The sequence below is a fragment of the Peptoniphilus harei genome, from assembly GCF_900454685.1.
GTDB classification, from domain to species: domain Bacteria; phylum Bacillota; class Clostridia; order Tissierellales; family Peptoniphilaceae; genus Peptoniphilus_A; species Peptoniphilus_A harei.
On the sequence record NZ_UATM01000032.1, the window covers coordinates 147,532 to 161,177 of the forward strand.

The window sequence follows — 13,646 nt, forward strand, 5'->3', positions numbered from 1 at the left end:
CCTTATCAATAAACTTTGTCGGCTTTAAATAATTCGCCGTCACCACTATAATACTTACTAAACATTTCATAATACTCAAGTCTAAGAGATTGAATAAATACAATAAGACCTTCTAGACCAAGGATTAGGATATTGCCGAAAATTAAGACTGCAATATTTCCTCCCCTTGAACCAAGCATTTCCCCAAGAGTTTTAAAGGCCAGGAACAAACCAACGTGGTTTATTGCAAAGGCACCAACCCTTATAAAAGAAATAATTGAAGACATGGTAGAGAGAAGGGCTTCCAAGAGTCCAAAGGAGGACTCAATATAATAGTCTGAAGCAGATTCTTCTGGCTCTTTCTTAAATAAAAGCTTAAGAATAGGCCTCTTTAATAGCATGATCACAAGAGATCCAAGTAAAATTCCTATAGAAATATTCTTAGGAAGAGGAGCAGATCCTCCCATTACGGAAATACCTATATTGATCATGGCTATAAAAATTAGGACTCCCAAGAATCCTTCCTTTGCAAAGAAGGCTTCATCAGGTCTACCACTTTTTAATCTATTGTAAATACCAATACCATAGGCTATGGCAAGTAAAATAATGCCGAAGTAAATGGCCGTTACAAGTGTGCCATTGATGTCTTCAAAGGGTCTAAACCAAATAGCAGGAATAATCTCTTCCAAGCCAAAGACTGACCCATACATTAAACCAAAGAACATTGAAGAGGCTCCCATTCTAAGTAGAAGTCCACCAAAGTCCTTGTTCTTCTTAGCTAAGATTAGTCCAGCAACTGCAAATACTGCCCCTTGACCTAAGTCGCCAAACATTGCACCAAAAAGAATCATGTAGGTAATTCCAAAAATCACTGTTGGGTCAAACTCCCCATATGCTGGAGTGCCATACATGTTAATTAATAGCTCAAAGGGCTTGAAAAAATTTGCATTTTTAAGCTTTGTAGGTGTCTTCTTACTTCCTTCCTTAGGATCAAAGTATTCAATATCAATATCCTCGTACTTAGATAGCTTTTCTTCTAATTTTTTTGTATCGCTAACTCCAATCCAACCTGAAAGATAAAAATACTTATTTGACCTAAGCATATATTTCTTTGCTTTTTCAATTTCTTCATAAGAGAGCATGTGGGCAAGGCTTGTCCTTAGCTCTTCATTCATGGATTCTAAAAGATTTTTCTTATATTCCTCAATTTCAAAAATCTTTCTCTTTACATTTTCTTCCTCTTCTTCAAGATTCTTGAAAATTAAGCTAGCAGTACCTTCAACATTTTCGCCAAGAAGGTCAACTTCTGTGAAGTTTAGACTATTTAGGACCCTGTTAATATCCTTTTCAGTTTCCTTTGGATATATAACAAGGAAAAGTTCCCTATTGTCAACTGTTCCTGTGTGATAAATCATAGCGAGGATATTTCCATAATTTTTCTTTAGTCTAGCCCTGGCATCCTTGTCTAGGAAGCCAAACCTAGTGTTAAAATATTTTAAGTCAGCAATATCCTTAAGATCTATATCAACATTTTTAAAAAGTTCATAGTTTTCCTTTAGGGTGTCTAAAATCTTTAGGCTTTCCTTTGTATTTTCATACTCGTCCATTTTTTTACTTATATTTTTGACAAAGGAATCCACATCTTCATTTACATCAATTTTTTCAAAATACTTGTCCTCAATTTTGTCAATGCCAAGAAATTCCATGATTTCTTCTGCTTTTTTTGCACTGACCTTGTGGGACTCATCTTCTTCAATAGGTTCAATATAATTAAGCTCAAGATTTCTCTCTAGGTTCTTTTCTAGATTCTTTTCATCATCTAGACTGAAGACAAACTTGTTCTCTTCAATATTTGTCTCAGCAGACATAAATTGCATACATTTCAAATTTAAAATATCCAAAATGATGGAATCCATATCTTGAATATCGCCCATTATATTGGCGACCTTCATTCTTTCAACGGCCAACTTCTTCACTTTCCTTTCTATCGACGATCATATATTTTAATTTTTCTTCTTTACTTAGGCCAAACCTAGTAGCTTCCAAAATTCTTTCAATGTTTTCAATTTCAGAATCCAAAAGAATTAAGAAGCTCATAAATTTTCCAATCCCATCTGTCCTTCTAAAATTCTTGTTTGCAATAGAATACATTAGCCTTTTAGAAGTCCTTCCAGTTCTTATAACCCTACCATCGGCAAAAAGAATAGAGTACTTAGACTTTTTAATCTCTTCTTCAAATTCTTCTTCATCAATATAAGATAGGTGGAGGAGCTTTTCAGAATTGTAGTTACCACCAAAAATGGTAAAGTTGAAAATTTCTTCTGGTGAAATATCATAATACTTCTTGGCCCTGTATATCCAGATAATATTTAATAAATCTATCTTGACTCCAAAGATCTTTTTGAACTCGTCCCTATCAGCCTTTGACAAAGACTTTATTGACTCAGTCAAGTTCCTGTAATAGTACTTGTCAAGATTCATCTCAATGGAAAAAAGGGAATCCTCATCTCTTGATGACTTGTAGTTCTTCATGTAGTCGTAATAAGGCGTGTCCTTTAAATTATCTATAAAAGATTCAAAGCTTTCTTCCTTAAAGGGAATATTTCTTCCATTTATTACTAATTTTTCAACCCTAGGCTCCTTATTCATCCTTAGGGCCCTCAAGATTTTTACAATTTTTTCTACCTTTTCTCTTTCCATGTAGGCCTTGATAAAGTCTGAGTACTTACCGGGCAAAAATCCTTGAAGTTTTTTTACTTGTCTTCTTCTGTAATCTTGCAAAAACTCTTCAATTTCATAAATATCTGAAAAGGAATCTATATTTGGAAATTTCTTTTCCTTTAAGTAAGAGAGACAAAATCTGACATTGTCGCCCTCTGCCATATTTACAAAGTCTTCGTAGACCAAAAAGTCCGAATACATTTTTAAAATCTTAGCATTTAAAGCCTTTAGACCTTCAAACATTGGAGTCCCTTCCAATCAATTTATCAAAGGCAACTCTTATTAGGTCGTCAGAATTTTTTTCATAAAAAGCTTCTATTTCTTCTAGATTTTTTTGATTTTCTTTCCTAAGATCATCGGCCTTATTTTCAAAGTCTCTTAAAATCTCATCGCTTTTCTCCTTGCCAAGGAGTTTTGACTTTTCTATTGATTCATTTTCAAGATCTGTTAACTTTTCTCGCAGGTCTTTTTTTATTTCTTCTATTTCTTTATCAGTATTTTCGACAAGTTCTCTGGTTTTTTTATCTATTGCCAAAATACTATCTATACTTTCTTTCAAAAATATCACCACTCTTTTTATTTCCTTGTGCAATTCTCATTATATTACTTTCAGTTTCTAATTCAAGGGCTTTATAGGAGTTTGAAATATTTCACATTTCTATCACATTCCATATATTGAAAATTTATTCTCCTTTGTGAAAATCTCTTTCATTAGTTTTTAATAATAAATAATTTTCTTCTTATTTATCTTCTTTGGGATTCTCATAATATCCCATTTCTTGGCCTGTAAAATTGAATTTTTAAAATTCAAAAATTTTGTTTACAAAACTCTAATTCTTATACTAAGGACTACTCGTTAATAATAAGTGAAAAGCTAATAGATTTTTTAAGTTTATTCTCATAAGTATTAGATTTAAAAAAGTACCTAACAAGGAGAGACAAGGTGTTAAGTTTTTTGTAAGTGATATGTCCAATACCTTTAAGTCTGTCAAGAATAGATTCTTTAAGAATTCTATTCATATAGTTGATAGGTATCATTTCATTAGACAAGTTTCATGGGCTTTAGAGAATGTTAGAAAGAGAATTCAAAAGGATATTTCTTCTAAGCTAAGAAAGTATTTTAAGAAAAGTAGGAGCCTATTTATAAAACCTGCTTCTAAGCTAACAACTGACCAAGCTAAAGATGTTTCTTTAATGCTTGGTTTTGTGAAGATTTAAAATTAGCATATAGGTTAAAAGAATTATTTTACTGTGTGCCCTGTTGGTACCAATATGTTCTTACTCAACCCAATAGAGTTAGAGCCACTAAATCTTTAAGAGAATGGATAAAAAGAGCTGAGGAATCTAATTTAAAAGAATTTAAATCTTGTACCACTGCTTTTAAGAAATGGTTTGATGAAATATGTAACTCTTTTGATTATCCTTGGTCTAATGGTCCACTTGAAGTTACTCACACTAAGATAAAGACTTTAAAGAGAAATTGTTTTGGTATGAAAAATTTCAATTTGTTTAGAAAAAGAATTATGTTTGCTTGTAAGTAGTGATAGGAAAACAGAAAAATTCCGTAAAACCCCTAGTAGTTTTATTTGCTATGTTTATTTTTAGTAGTTTTTTATTGTTTTAGAATTGATAGTTTAATTAGCGTCTAAGTATTGATTTTTAAATGAAAAGAGAGACTCGAATTAACGAGTCTCCCCAATATTTGACATAGAGCCTATTTTAATCATTATCTCTTTGCATCAATAATAATTCTACTTTATTTATTTTATTAATAGCAATAATTGAAGATATTGGTCCTAACAAGGTTCCTAAAATTATTACTATTATTAACATTAAAATCATAAGGAATATATTCGGTCTTAAAAAAGGCATATTCAAAAGTGATGAAAATACATTATTGAAAGTTATACTTAAAACAAAGGAAAGCACAGAACCTATGACTGCACCTGTACCATTAATTAGCATAGATTCAATAAGAACTACTTCACTGAGTTTTTTCTTTGTTGCTCCTAATATCCTTATGGTTGCAAATTCTCTTTTCCTTTCCTTAACTGATAAGGTATTTACAAGACTTAAAATAAAAAAAGCTAGTATCCAAATCAAAGCTATCAATATATACACATACACAAGCATGTTTTTTGCTGAATCTGAAACTTGTGTCATTATTTTTCTTGGCAATAAAGGATACACTTTTTCTTTTTTAAATTCTTCTTTAATAAGTTTTTGAATTGTTTTTGGATCTTTGTTTTTTTCAACTTTTACTAAAATAGAAGATATATCATCTTTTCTTGCCACCGGATGATTAATTATCTTTTCATATTCCTTGGCTAATCTATGAGTTTCTTCTATTGTCATAAAAACTGAATTATCAAAACCCATGCCAGTTTTTGCAAGCCTACCTCTTATATCAAATTCTTGATTAAAAAATTTAACCTTATGATTAATATCCCCCACAATGTTAGCACCTACAACAACTTGCCCAGCTTTAATTGGAGTTTTAATCTGTTTTTCAAGCCAAGGTTTAACGCTAAAGTCATCAGAAAAGTCAATTCCTATAACTTGAATGGGAAAAGAACAGCATCCAGCAGAAAGTGTAGCTAGATAAACTTGACCACAGGCTTTTTCAACTCCTGGTATTTTTTTTACTCTATTTAATATATCCTTGTCAAAAAAGAATGTATTAGGTTCTCCCCTTAATATTGCACCTGTAATTTTGGAATCATAACCTTCTGGGACTACTATAATGTCTGCTCCCATCCTATCTGATAGAGATTTCATGCCGTTTTTAAGAGAAAAAATTATAAATGATGACATGAATAATATAAAAGTTAAAATTCCTACAAGTAAAATCAAGGTAATTGACCTTGCCTTTTTATTTTCTATATTCTTTTTTGCTAAATTAACTGTGTATAAATCTTTCATTATTTTGCATCAGCAAGAGCATTGTTGCAAGCTTCAATAAATTGCTTGTAGGTTTCTGTTGCCCCCGAAATAACGTCCACTCCTTCAGGGCTTCCTTTTTCCACTAATCTATCTGGGTATGACTTTGCAAGATTTATAGCTTGTTGGGCAATCTTATATAGTCCTTCATTTTGGCTTTGACCATAAGATTCATCCTTTTCTTTTCCATCTCCATCAATGTTTTGCATTGTGCAAGATTCAATCTTATTGTCTTTAACACTTATATCCACTTTTACAAGTCCGCCTCTTTCATCTTTGGCAGATTCTCCATGATATGTGCCGTCCTTATAGCTTACGCTTGGAGCTTCTTCTTTTTTATCTCCTCCACAAGCAACTAGGACAAGCCCCAAAGATAAAATTATTAATGCATTTAAAATTTTTCTCATATAAACTCCTTAAGTTTTTCGTCTTTTATTGTAGAATCAAGAACAGGTCTTTTTCTTTTCATTTTTTCTTCTTTTGTAATCTTACCATGTTCAAGAGTTATCATTCTTTCAGATTCTTCACCGACTTCAGGGTCGTGAGTTACAACAATAATTGTTGAACCTGCATTGTGAAGTTTTTCAAATATGTCAAGAACTATATATTCATTCTTTTCATCCAAATTTCCCGTAGGTTCATCAGCCAAAAGTATAGCAGGATGATTGATAAGAGCTCTAGCTATACATACTCTTTGTTGTTCCCCACCTGATAATTGGTTGGGTAAGTGCTTGGCTCTATCAGCAAGACCTACTGCAGCCAAAGCTTCCATTGCTTCTTGTGCATCTGGCATAGAATGATAATATTGTGACATCATTACATTTTCCAAAGCACTTAAATAATTAACTAAATGAAATTGTTGGAAAATAAGTCCTATCTTATCCCTTCTAATAACTGTTAGTTCCTTAGGTGATTTTTTTGCTATATCTTCACCATCCAAAATAACTTCGCCAAGTGAAGGTTTATCCATGGCACCAATAATATTCATCATTGTTGTTTTACCAGAACCTGATGGACCCATTATAGAAATCCATTCGCCCTTTTCTACACTTAAATTGATTTTGTCAAGGGCTTTAAGTTCACCATAAATTTTTGAAACATCTACGAGTTTTAATATATCCATAAAATTCCTTTCTATTCTCCACGAAGCACTAAAGCTGGATCAATATCAACAGTTTTAGATACTGGTATTAAAGATGCAACTATAGTTATTACTATACAGACAATAATTGTCATAGGTACTAAAAGAGGCAAGAAACTTACCTTTCTAGCAAATACCGAAATACTTACTCTATTGGCAAATATATATCCTAATGCAACGCCTAAAAGTCCACCAAAAACCCCCAAAAATGCTCCTTCACCTAAAAAATCAACAATTACTGACGAATTTGTGGCGCCCAAAGCTTTCTTAAGACCTATTTCTTTACGCCTTTCAGTTACAACAGCCATCATTGTTGTGGATACACATATCATCATTATGAATAATACTATTATCGTTACAATGAAGACAAGAGCTTGTAATTTATTCAAAACTATATCTTGTGAGGCGGTAACTCTTTTTACCATTTGTGGAGTTAGAGATCCATCCTTTTGTGAAATATTTGATACTATTTTTGAAAGTTCATTTTGTTCAGCTTCTACTGAATATTCTACGACATCATAATTTTTGTCTTTAACAAGCTGTGAAATATCATCAATACCCATAAAAATAAGTTCTTCTTCTTTACCGCCTGTTGTTACAACTCCTGAAACAACAAAATTAGTATCTATAGAACCTTCTCCATTAACTTTGGGAGTATTTATAATAATTTTATCTCCTTCTTTTAATTCCAAAGCCTTTGAAACTTCATTACCTATTAAAACTTCTCTTGGTTTTTCAGGCCATGACCCATCAATAAGCCAGTATGGAGAATTTTCTTTCGCTCCCTTTAAATCTGTACCTGCAAGCATATAAGGTTGTTCATTAATTTTTGCATTTGTATAAATATAGGGTGCCTGACCGACAAGCTTTCCCGATGGAATTAACGATTTAATTTCATCTAACTGTTCATTGGTAATTTTTTTATCAGGGTTAGTGGGAATTACCAACATATTTGCACCATAAGACCTAAACTCCTTACCCATTTGTCTAGGAATATCATAGTAAATAGTAACAAGTCCTGAAATAATTGTTGCTCCCATAGCTATAGCAAGTAGTGCTGTTAACATTCTTGCACGTCTCCTTGCCAAGGAAGTCATTATCATTTTTAAGTAAAATTTATTTTTACTTTGTTTATCTGCCATGTAGTACCTCCGTTGGATTTAAATTCAAAAGGTATCTTATAGCTGGTATTGAACCCAATATTGTAACAAGAATAATAAGTATTGCTACAATAGGAACTACCATAGCTGTTGGAGCTATTGCTGAGCCAAAAACTGTTAGACCAATAATCTGAGTAAGTAGCAGACCAACACCGTAACCTATAACTGTTCCAAATATCGCTGTCAAAATTATTTCCACAAGAATTATACCAATTATTCTTCCATTTGACGCCCCTATAGCTTTTTGAAGTCCAATTTCATTAGATCTTTCCATTACAGATGCTGTAATAAGATTAGAAATACCAAAGCCTGAACCAATCAAAGTTAATACTGTAATTAAAACCATAAGAAGAGTAGTCTTATTTAAAATATCTCCTTCACTTTCTGCAACTTGGCGAATTGGCTTAGCTACAGAATCAGTCATTACTTCTGTTATTTGATAACAAATAGCAGAAACATAAGCTGTACAATACCATACTTCCCATTCCTTAATAGTTAAAGATAGTGGGTTTTTGGCAGCCTTTCTTGCTAAGTCATTGTCTGGTGTAGTAAGAGCTGATACTTCAACTTTATTTACAACTCCAGTAACTCCAGCAAATTCTTGTGCTGTTTTTAAAGTAGCATATATAAATGCATCTTCATCAGAACCTGATGAGAAAATACCCTTAACTTTTAATTTTTTGTTTAAATTATTGCTTTTTAGTTGGATTTCATCACCAACTTTAAATCCATTTCTGTCTGCAAAAATCTTTCCAAGCATAACTGAATCGCTATCATTTTCTGATAACCACTCGCCTTGAACTTCCCACCAGTTTTTAAGTCTAATCATACCAGTATCAACTGATTCTCCAGTAGGCAAATCCATATGATTATTAAACCATGTTCCTACCATCTTAGTATGTTTAGAATCATTATTATAAGAAACCCAAGTGTTAAGATATGGCGTATAGTCTACAATATTGTAAGCCCAAAAAATAGTTTTAATGTTAGGAAGTTCTGATTCCTTTAAATATTTTTGAACCTGCCCCTCTTTTTCTTGCATGCCATACAAATCATCAAGAAGGGAAGCTTCCTTAGGCAATACATTAATATTGGCTCCATAGGTCTTTAATTCTTGATTAACTTTATCTCCAACACCGAGCATGGTATTTAACATTGAAGTGGCAAGAGAAGCTCCGAGGGCAACTGTAAATGCAATAAGAGCCATCTTTCCCTTTTGTCTAAAAAGTGCTCCTTTAACTATTCTCCAAAACATAAGCCCTCCTACTTAAATACATAAGACAATGCGTCAAGATCCTTTGGCGCAATCTTTATCTTTTTATCATGGACAATGTATGGGAAAGGTATCGGGTTACATCCACCCTTAAAACCTATTGTACCCCTATTCATTACAACGTCGCACAACTTACAAATAACATCATCGCCTCTTTCAAAATATCCAGATGGACCACATATCTCGCAGGCATCAAGTACAACTCCATAGGAACCTTCTGATTTTTTAATGCAGAAAAATCTCATTTGTGCACCATCCTTTGCCTTATACAAATATCTGTGCAAATGCATATCCTCTAAGCTACTTAAAGGAATAACAATCATTCCATTTTCAGTTTGATAATCTTCAGGTGGTGAAAGGACCTGTTCCTTATTAGCATATGCCTTTCCAACCGTTAATGAAAAAGTATTAATAAATAGAACGGCAAGGAAAAAAATTGCCCAATGTCTTTTATTCTTCATTCTATACTTTATTTTTCTTAACTGAGCCCTATTGCTATATTCTTCATTAACTTTAATATTTTGCTTATATAAAATTACTGGAATAGCTATCATAATTAACATTGTTGCAAATAAAAACACATTTTCGTGATTAGCTATAAATGCAATAACTCTAAAAAAGTTAACATTTCTAGGAATGATTCCTTTAGAATAAAACCTTTGAATTATGATATTAAATTGGCTGATACCTGAACATATCAAGCTCAAAAAAACAATAATCTTTAAGATTTTACCTTCAAGTTTAACGGAGGACTTATATATGGCAAGTCCTGATAAAATCATCATGATTATCCCAAAAACAAAGCCTAAAATCCTAAAAAGTACAATAGTTGAAACAGCACTTTCGCCATAATATACAAATTTGTTTGATTGGTTAAATACATATGGTAAATAATAAAAACACATTCCTACAAGATAAACAACAACCGATGCTGAAATGAAATTATCATAAATTTTAGCATTTATCTTATCTTCAAATATCATAAAAATTAATATTAAAAATACCGAGATAACTATGGGCACCATAGACCAGAAATTCAATTCTGTCCTATTAATAAAATTAGGTATATTTCTTATAATTATTGAAACAATTGCTGCAATTATCCCTAAAATTAAAGAAATTATAATAACATGCTTTTTATATTTACTTTCTTTAGTTATATAATAGGCAAGCATTAAAGAAATCATTAGAGAAAAGGCTATTCCCGCCTCCATAACTTTAATAAAAATTTTTAAAATAATTTCACCCCCGATAAATGTATATAAGGGGAACATGAATTCCCCTTATAAATATTATAAATTTTTAAAACTTTACCATTGTGGTCCGTTCCATTCGAAGTCAGTCCATTCTGCAACAAGTGGTTCTGTCCAGAATCTACCTGTTACACCAGTTTCTTTATCTACGTGTAGTAAGTAGTCATTACCTGGTGCAGTAACTTCAAATTTTACATTATAAACGCCAACACCTTCGTCAAATTTAACATTTGCACCATAGTGTGGACCATCAGATGCGTTCATTGGCATGAAGGCTACTTCTTGAACATGGTCTGAACCTTCCTTTTGTAAATAAGCTTTTACTTGTAACCATGGAACGAAATCACCAACACCATAACCTAATGTCGCACCTTCTTGTGATGCTGTAATGTCAGCTTCAATATGGCAATCAGCTTCTTCTTTAGGAATTGAGTTTCCTGCTGGTTCCATATCTACTGGTTGGAAATATACACCTGAGATTACTAGAGGTCCTTCAGTATGATCATCGCCAATTGGAAATTCTTCAAATCCTGCATCTTCTCCTGGAGCTGCAGCTTTTGCATCTCCTGTTTCTTTTTTGTTTTCTTCAGCTGGTGTTTTTTCTTCTGTAGAAGTTTTAGCTGTATTATTAGCTTTTGTATCTTCTTTTTTACCACAAGCTGTAAACATTAATGCACACACAAGCGTCATAACAACAAGAAATAAACTTTTCTTTTTTAACATAATACCCTCCTATTTTTTTCTTGGCTGGCTTCAAGCTCAGCTCTAATTTTTTTGTTTCTATTATTTTGATAGATAACAGAAACAATGGTTACTACTAATAGAATAATTTGTGGAATAAGATTTTCATACCTATCGTATATACCTATAACTTCAGCAGACCATCCATTCATCCAAGGAACTACAGTTCTGCCAATTACATCTGCTTCTTGTAATTCTCCTATGCCCTTTCCTAAGAAAGACAAGCAAAGTATAAACATTAGCCAAGAAGTAAATGTAAAGAATGGTTTTAATGGTAGCCTTACAGAAACTTTAGCAATTAAATAATATACAATTGCAAGTATTATCGCGGCAACTAAAAGTCCAATCCACATATGCATCGGATTATCAGAAATGCCTGTTCTCATACCTTGGAAAAACAAAATAAGTTCTGCACCCTCTCTTGCTACTGCTAAGAATGAAGTGAAAGATAAGGCAAAATAATTACCCTTGGAAACAGATTGTTCAACTTTGTTTTTAATGTATCTATTCCAAACTTCAACTTCAGATTTAGAAAGCATCCAATTGGATACATAAAATAGTACGATAACAGCAAGAAACATCGCAATTCCTTCGAATATTTCTTGCCCCATTCCAGACTCAACTTCTCCCACTGTATTGGCGATGATATTAAATACTCCAGCTAGGACTGCTGAAAAAACAATGCCTAGCAAGGCTCCAATATATACACCTTTTAAATAAATTCTATTATTAGTCTTTGATAAATATGCAGCAATGGCAGCTACAACTAAAATGGCTTCAAGTCCTTCACGAAGTGTAAGTCCAAGAACTGCAAAAAATGTACCATATCTTTTTAGCAGCTCTCCCAACAATTGACCTGTTGAAAGGCTATTTGCATCTTCTTGACTTTGACCACTGGACTTAGAATCTCCAGAGGTTCCATCAAGAGTATGGGCATCTTCATGAAGATAAGTTATAAGTGCATCAATTTCATCTTTAACTTCTTTTGGATCTGCATCTTCTTTGATAGAATTTTTTGCTCTGTAAAATTGATGTTCAACCATTGAACCCCTTTGGCCTGAAATTGCAGACATAGTTGTTTTTTCAAATCCAATTTTTTCATAGAATTTAAAGTAAGCAACATTAACTGCATCTGTGGCTGCTTTTTTAGCATCCTTATCTCCAGGCTTGTAAACTTCCACAGCTTTTTGTAAATGTTCTGACATAGCATCAGCGACTTCAACCCAGTTAGCATAATTTGTTTCTGCTGCAAAAGCAGGCATGAAAGTGAGGCTAATCATGATTACTATCATTGCGAAAATGCTAGCCCTTTTCTTTAATAAATTCATCTCTATCCCTCTTTTTTTATTAAACTTCCATCTTCCATTTGGCAAAGCGTATTGCCATATTTTAAAATATCAAGCTCATGAGTAACTATAATAAGTGCAGTACCTTTAGAATTTATTTTTTTTAATAAATCCATTATCTCCATAGTAGTATTTTTATCCAAATCACTTGTAGGCTCATCTAAAATCAAAAGTTCCGGCGAATTAATCATAGATCTGGCTATCAGCACTCTTTTTAGCTCTCCTCCAGATAAATTTTTAGGAAAATCATCTTTCAAATGCAAAATTCCCATCTCATCAAGAAGCATAGCTGCTTTTTCATAAGCAGAGTCATCTCTTTTAAATAGATAATAAGGAAGAGACACATTCTCTAAAACATTTAAATTTGGAAGTGTTCCTAGACTTTGTGGCACAAAACCTATGACTTCATTCCTATATTTGCTAATTTCTCTATCAGAAAAATCACTCATATCTTTGCCCTTAGCAAAAATTTTACCTTCAGTCGGTTTTAATAAACCAGACAAAAGATTTAAAAAAGTTGACTTCCCAGAACCACTTCTGCCAATTATATTGACAAAATCTCCCTCCTCCAAGGTAAAGTTTACATTTTTAACTGCAAAAAGTGTATTAGAACCTCTCTTAAAACTCTTGCTTAAATTTTCAGTTTTAATTATTGATTCCATTATGAATTTCTTTCTTTCATACAATAATAAATATTAGCTAAAACCAATATGCCTGACAACAATGTGCAAAATGGAATGGTTTTTGCTCTGCAAGCCATATCAGCTTTCATGCATCCACCAATAAGTACATGAGCGTTTAGTATCTCTAAAATACCAATTGCTATATTTGAAATAGATAATCCTAAAGATATTTTTGAATCTTTAACTACAATAAGAATGATTGCTAATACTAAAATGACTGCGCCAATACCCATAGTCATATTTCCCATCCAATGGCATTTCATGAACATCCCATTTTCCATAGGAGGACAAACTGGTGTTATAAATTTTGGTGCAAGCACTAACAAGAGACCTATAATAGCAGAAATATATCCTAAAATCTTTTTTCTACTCATTTTAATTATCCTTTCTACTTATCTTTATTGATGAC

The 13,646-nt window shown here is 32.5% G+C and carries 15 protein-coding genes; 2 read left to right on the forward strand and 13 right to left on the reverse strand.

The features are described 5' to 3' along the window. Positions 1 to 5: 5 nt before the first annotated feature. Genes DRZ96_RS02170 through DRZ96_RS02180 form a run of 3 tightly spaced genes read right to left on the reverse strand, consistent with a single transcriptional unit; the run spans position 6 to position 3,259 of the window. Positions 6 to 1,913: a V-type ATP synthase subunit I gene (locus DRZ96_RS02170; protein ID WP_112890562.1), complete on the reverse strand. Its 1,908-nt coding sequence runs from the start codon at positions 1,911 to 1,913 to the stop codon at positions 6 to 8. A gap of 22 nt (positions 1,914 to 1,935) precedes the next feature. Beyond that, positions 1,936 to 2,943 (reverse strand): V-type ATPase subunit, encoded by a 1,008-nt coding sequence (locus DRZ96_RS02175; RefSeq protein ID WP_112889401.1) that lies wholly within the window; start codon positions 2,941 to 2,943, stop codon positions 1,936 to 1,938. Then, a complete protein-coding gene (locus DRZ96_RS02180) occupies positions 2,936 to 3,259 on the reverse strand; it encodes a hypothetical protein (RefSeq protein WP_070700775.1) in 324 nt (107 codons plus the stop codon). Before DRZ96_RS02180 ends, DRZ96_RS02175 begins: the two co-directional genes overlap by 8 nt. Positions 3,260 to 3,606: 347 nt before the next feature. Between DRZ96_RS02180 and DRZ96_RS02185 the strand changes: the two genes are divergently transcribed. Continuing rightward, on the forward strand, positions 3,607 to 3,918 hold the full coding sequence (locus DRZ96_RS02185) for a transposase (RefSeq protein ID WP_256584868.1): 312 nt from the start codon (positions 3,607 to 3,609) through the stop codon (positions 3,916 to 3,918). A 35-nt stretch (positions 3,919 to 3,953) separates the two neighbouring features. Then, on the forward strand, positions 3,954 to 4,241 hold the full coding sequence (locus tag DRZ96_RS12300; protein WP_112889403.1) for a transposase: 288 nt from the start codon (positions 3,954 to 3,956) through the stop codon (positions 4,239 to 4,241). A 178-nt stretch (positions 4,242 to 4,419) separates the two neighbouring features. Here DRZ96_RS12300 and DRZ96_RS02195 read toward each other — a convergent pair whose 3' ends face one another. The 10 genes from DRZ96_RS02195 to DRZ96_RS02240 are packed head-to-tail and all read right to left on the reverse strand — an operon-like array spanning position 4,420 to position 13,611. Next, a complete protein-coding gene (locus DRZ96_RS02195; protein ID WP_112889404.1) occupies positions 4,420 to 5,622 on the reverse strand; it encodes an ABC transporter permease in 1,203 nt (400 codons plus the stop codon). After that, positions 5,622 to 6,047, reverse strand: coding sequence for an FMN-binding protein (locus tag DRZ96_RS02200; RefSeq protein WP_019108511.1), 426 nt, complete (start codon positions 6,045 to 6,047; stop codon positions 5,622 to 5,624). The genes DRZ96_RS02195 and DRZ96_RS02200 overlap by 1 nt, the downstream gene beginning before the upstream one ends. Beyond that, complete coding sequence (locus tag DRZ96_RS02205) at positions 6,044 to 6,763, reverse strand: ABC transporter ATP-binding protein (RefSeq protein ID WP_005953892.1); 720 nt, start codon at positions 6,761 to 6,763, stop codon at positions 6,044 to 6,046. The genes DRZ96_RS02200 and DRZ96_RS02205 overlap by 4 nt, the downstream gene beginning before the upstream one ends. A gap of 11 nt (positions 6,764 to 6,774) precedes the next feature. Continuing rightward, the gene (locus tag DRZ96_RS02210; RefSeq protein WP_070700769.1) at positions 6,775 to 7,923 is read right to left on the reverse strand and encodes an ABC transporter permease; all 1,149 of its coding nucleotides are present in this window, start codon (positions 7,921 to 7,923) and stop codon (positions 6,775 to 6,777) included. Continuing rightward, positions 7,913 to 9,196, reverse strand: a complete 1,284-nt coding sequence (locus DRZ96_RS02215; protein ID WP_112889405.1) for an ABC transporter permease — start codon at positions 9,194 to 9,196, stop codon at positions 7,913 to 7,915. Before DRZ96_RS02215 ends, DRZ96_RS02210 begins: the two co-directional genes overlap by 11 nt. A gap of 8 nt (positions 9,197 to 9,204) precedes the next feature. Next, the gene (locus tag DRZ96_RS02220) at positions 9,205 to 10,488 is read right to left on the reverse strand and encodes a DUF2318 domain-containing protein (RefSeq protein WP_112889406.1); all 1,284 of its coding nucleotides are present in this window, start codon (positions 10,486 to 10,488) and stop codon (positions 9,205 to 9,207) included. Between the two features lie 36 nt (positions 10,489 to 10,524). Beyond that, positions 10,525 to 11,190: an iron transporter gene (locus DRZ96_RS02225; protein ID WP_070700760.1), complete on the reverse strand. Its 666-nt coding sequence runs from the start codon at positions 11,188 to 11,190 to the stop codon at positions 10,525 to 10,527. Then, the gene (locus tag DRZ96_RS02230; protein WP_112889407.1) at positions 11,184 to 12,536 is read right to left on the reverse strand and encodes an FTR1 family iron permease; all 1,353 of its coding nucleotides are present in this window, start codon (positions 12,534 to 12,536) and stop codon (positions 11,184 to 11,186) included. The genes DRZ96_RS02225 and DRZ96_RS02230 overlap by 7 nt, the downstream gene beginning before the upstream one ends. A gap of 2 nt (positions 12,537 to 12,538) precedes the next feature. Next, positions 12,539 to 13,216, reverse strand: coding sequence for an ABC transporter ATP-binding protein (locus tag DRZ96_RS02235; protein ID WP_005953819.1), 678 nt, complete (start codon positions 13,214 to 13,216; stop codon positions 12,539 to 12,541). After that, positions 13,216 to 13,611, reverse strand: coding sequence for a DUF4418 family protein (locus DRZ96_RS02240; RefSeq protein ID WP_070700756.1), 396 nt, complete (start codon positions 13,609 to 13,611; stop codon positions 13,216 to 13,218). Before DRZ96_RS02240 ends, DRZ96_RS02235 begins: the two co-directional genes overlap by 1 nt. Positions 13,612 to 13,646 lie beyond the last annotated feature (35 nt).

Coding starts and splice junctions, on each gene's coding strand:
- DRZ96_RS02175 (WP_112889401.1), bottom strand. CDS start 2,943: ATGTTTGAAGGTCTAAAGGCTTTAAATGCTAAGATTTTAAAAATGTAT.
- DRZ96_RS02230 (WP_112889407.1), bottom strand. CDS start 12,536: ATGAATTTATTAAAGAAAAGGGCTAGCATTTTCGCAATGATAGTAATC.
- DRZ96_RS02225 (WP_070700760.1), bottom strand. CDS start 11,190: ATGTTAAAAAAGAAAAGTTTATTTCTTGTTGTTATGACGCTTGTGTGT.
- DRZ96_RS02170 (WP_112890562.1), bottom strand. CDS start 1,913: ATGGGCGATATTCAAGATATGGATTCCATCATTTTGGATATTTTAAAT.
- DRZ96_RS02220 (WP_112889406.1), bottom strand. CDS start 10,488: ATGTTCCCCTTATATACATTTATCGGGGGTGAAATTATTTTAAAAATT.
- DRZ96_RS02215 (WP_112889405.1), bottom strand. CDS start 9,196: ATGTTTTGGAGAATAGTTAAAGGAGCACTTTTTAGACAAAAGGGAAAG.
- DRZ96_RS02205 (WP_005953892.1), bottom strand. CDS start 6,763: ATGGATATATTAAAACTCGTAGATGTTTCAAAAATTTATGGTGAACTT.
- DRZ96_RS02210 (WP_070700769.1), bottom strand. CDS start 7,923: ATGGCAGATAAACAAAGTAAAAATAAATTTTACTTAAAAATGATAATG.
- DRZ96_RS02195 (WP_112889404.1), bottom strand. CDS start 5,622: ATGAAAGATTTATACACAGTTAATTTAGCAAAAAAGAATATAGAAAAT.
- DRZ96_RS02240 (WP_070700756.1), bottom strand. CDS start 13,611: ATGAGTAGAAAAAAGATTTTAGGATATATTTCTGCTATTATAGGTCTC.
- DRZ96_RS02235 (WP_005953819.1), bottom strand. CDS start 13,216: ATGGAATCAATAATTAAAACTGAAAATTTAAGCAAGAGTTTTAAGAGA.
- DRZ96_RS02200 (WP_019108511.1), bottom strand. CDS start 6,047: ATGAGAAAAATTTTAAATGCATTAATAATTTTATCTTTGGGGCTTGTC.